Raw genomic sequence first — 2,047 nt, 5'->3', positions numbered from 1 at the left:
ATATTTTGGTCGCTGAACTCAAGCAGCTCATTGAACAATTTGCTAAAAAAGTTCAGAAGCCTGCCTTAGCTGAGCAGGATATCTATCGATATGCTCATCAAACTGTAATTGAAATTAATGAGATGAAACCTCAGTTCGAAGATCTAGATTCTTCTTTAGATGATAGTGCTGCTGACTATATTGCTGAAGCAATGATGATGGTAGCACAGGAAGCTGGATATTTAGATCTAGAAATGGAAGAGCTGGTTATGAATCGAGAGTGGTGATTACTCTCGATTTTCAATATCTTCAAATGCATCTAATAAGTGGCAAGATGCCTTTAAATGTATTTCGTCTATTTTTTTAACTTTTAAAATTAAAACACCATTCTCTTGATAATCTGCGTCCGCTAACAAACTGACTCAATAAGTTTCTCGTTTTTGTTCCAGCGTTTTAAATTTATCTATTCGGGTGCTTTAACTAAATAATCATCTCTGGTAATAGAGCAACGTGAAAAATACCAATGGTTGTCTTTGAAAGAAAGGGTACCAGAGAAAAGATCTGTGGCGTAAACCTTTGTTATAAAAAGGGTAGTGCAAACGAGTAATAATATTCTTATCATAAAATTCATTTTGATTAGGCATAAAAAAACCAGCATACGCTGGATTCTTTGTAGCACCAAATTCAATATTTGAAAATGGTGCCCGGGGCCGGACTCGAACCGGCACGCTTTGTGGGCGGGGGATTTTAAATCCCCTGTGTCTACCTATTTCACCACCCGGGCTTTACCAAATTTGGAGGCGGAGGTCGGAATCGAACCGGCGTCCACGGAGTTGCAGTCCGCTGCATGACCACTCTGCCACCCCGCCTACATTTGGTGATGCACATATTAGCAACCTTTACAAAAAAAACAATACTGTTTTGAGATAAGATGAACATAAAAGCAACATCTAGAATAAATTTGTCCAAATAATCATGTATTATTGGCACATTAAATTCATGTCTACCTTGGAGATGTGCTGTGGCATTGGTTTTAGACGGTCGCGCATTAGCAAAGCAAATTGAAGAAAATTTGTCAGTACGTGTTGAAGCTTTAAAAGCTAAAACAGGTCGTACCCCAATTTTGGCGACTATTTTAGTTGGGGATGATGGTGCATCTGCAACTTATGTACGCATGAAAGGAAATGCTTGCCGTCGAGTAGGCATGGATTCTTTAAAAATTGAATTGCCACAAGAAACGACAACAGAACAATTATTAGCTGAAATTGAAAAACTTAATGCTAACCCAGATGTACATGGCATTCTTTTACAACATCCAGTTCCAGAGCAAATTGATGAGCGTGCATGTTTCGATGCAATCTCATTAGCTAAAGATGTTGATGGTGTAACCTGTCTTGGTTTTGGCCGTATGGCTATGGGTGAAGCGGCATATGGTTCAGCGACTCCTGCTGGCATCATGACCATTTTAAAAGAAAACAATATCGAAATTGCTGGTAAACATGCGGTTGTGGTTGGCCGTTCTGCAATTTTAGGTAAACCAATGGCAATGATGCTTTTGCAAGCCAATGCAACAGTAACGATTTGCCATTCACGCACACAAAACTTACCTGAGCTTGTGAAACAAGCCGATATTATTGTCGGTGCAGTTGGTAAAGCTGAACTTATCCAAAAAGATTGGATTAAACAAGGTGCAGTGGTTGTAGATGCTGGTTTCCATCCTCGTGATGGCGGCGGTGTAGGTGATATTCAATTACAAGGTATTGAAGAAATTGCTTCTGCTTACACACCAGTACCGGGTGGTGTTGGTCCAATGACTATTACAACTTTGATTCGTCAAACTGTAGAAGCTGCTGAAAAAGCTTTAGGTTAATTTAATTAACGCTAGGCTGTTATTTGATACGCGTAACCGTCATCCGCAATTGTTTGAGGCAGAAATACGTTAAAAATTTAATGTTTCTGCGATACTTTCGATTCTAGAGAGTATCTGCCGAGTTTTGCGGATGACAATGGTTTTGCCTACTTTTCCCGAAAGAAAAGTAGGTCCAACCGAAGGTTATTCTAAAAATTC

2 protein-coding genes and 2 tRNA genes are annotated in these 2,047 nt (G+C 39.4%); 2 read left to right on the top strand and 2 right to left on the bottom strand.

What is annotated here, in order from left to right; genetic code table 11:
- The first annotated feature begins 2 nt into the window (after positions 1-2).
- Positions 3-266 carry a DUF5713 family protein gene (locus J536_RS23910; RefSeq protein WP_228130729.1) on the top strand — a complete coding sequence of 88 codons (264 nt, stop codon included), beginning with the start codon at positions 3-5 and terminating at the stop codon, positions 264-266.
- A 411-nt stretch (positions 267-677) separates the two neighbouring features.
- On the opposite strand, the gene J536_RS23905 is transcribed toward J536_RS23910, so the two are convergent.
- Positions 678-763: transfer RNA gene (locus J536_RS23905), tRNA-Leu, on the bottom strand.
- Between the two features lie 11 nt (positions 764-774).
- Positions 775-848: transfer RNA gene (locus tag J536_RS23900), tRNA-Cys, on the bottom strand.
- Positions 849-1,000: 152 nt separating this feature from the next.
- Between J536_RS23900 and folD the strand changes: the two genes are divergently transcribed.
- Positions 1,001-1,849, top strand: coding sequence for a bifunctional methylenetetrahydrofolate dehydrogenase/methenyltetrahydrofolate cyclohydrolase FolD (folD, locus tag J536_RS23895; RefSeq protein ID WP_002115552.1), 849 nt, complete (start codon positions 1,001-1,003; stop codon positions 1,847-1,849).
- Positions 1,850-2,047: the final 198 nt, after the last annotated feature.

Source organism: Acinetobacter sp. 809848, assembly GCF_000581275.1.
Classification (GTDB): Bacteria; Pseudomonadota; Gammaproteobacteria; order Pseudomonadales; family Moraxellaceae; genus Acinetobacter; species Acinetobacter pittii.
This window is presented reverse-complemented; position numbering and strand designations above follow the sequence as displayed.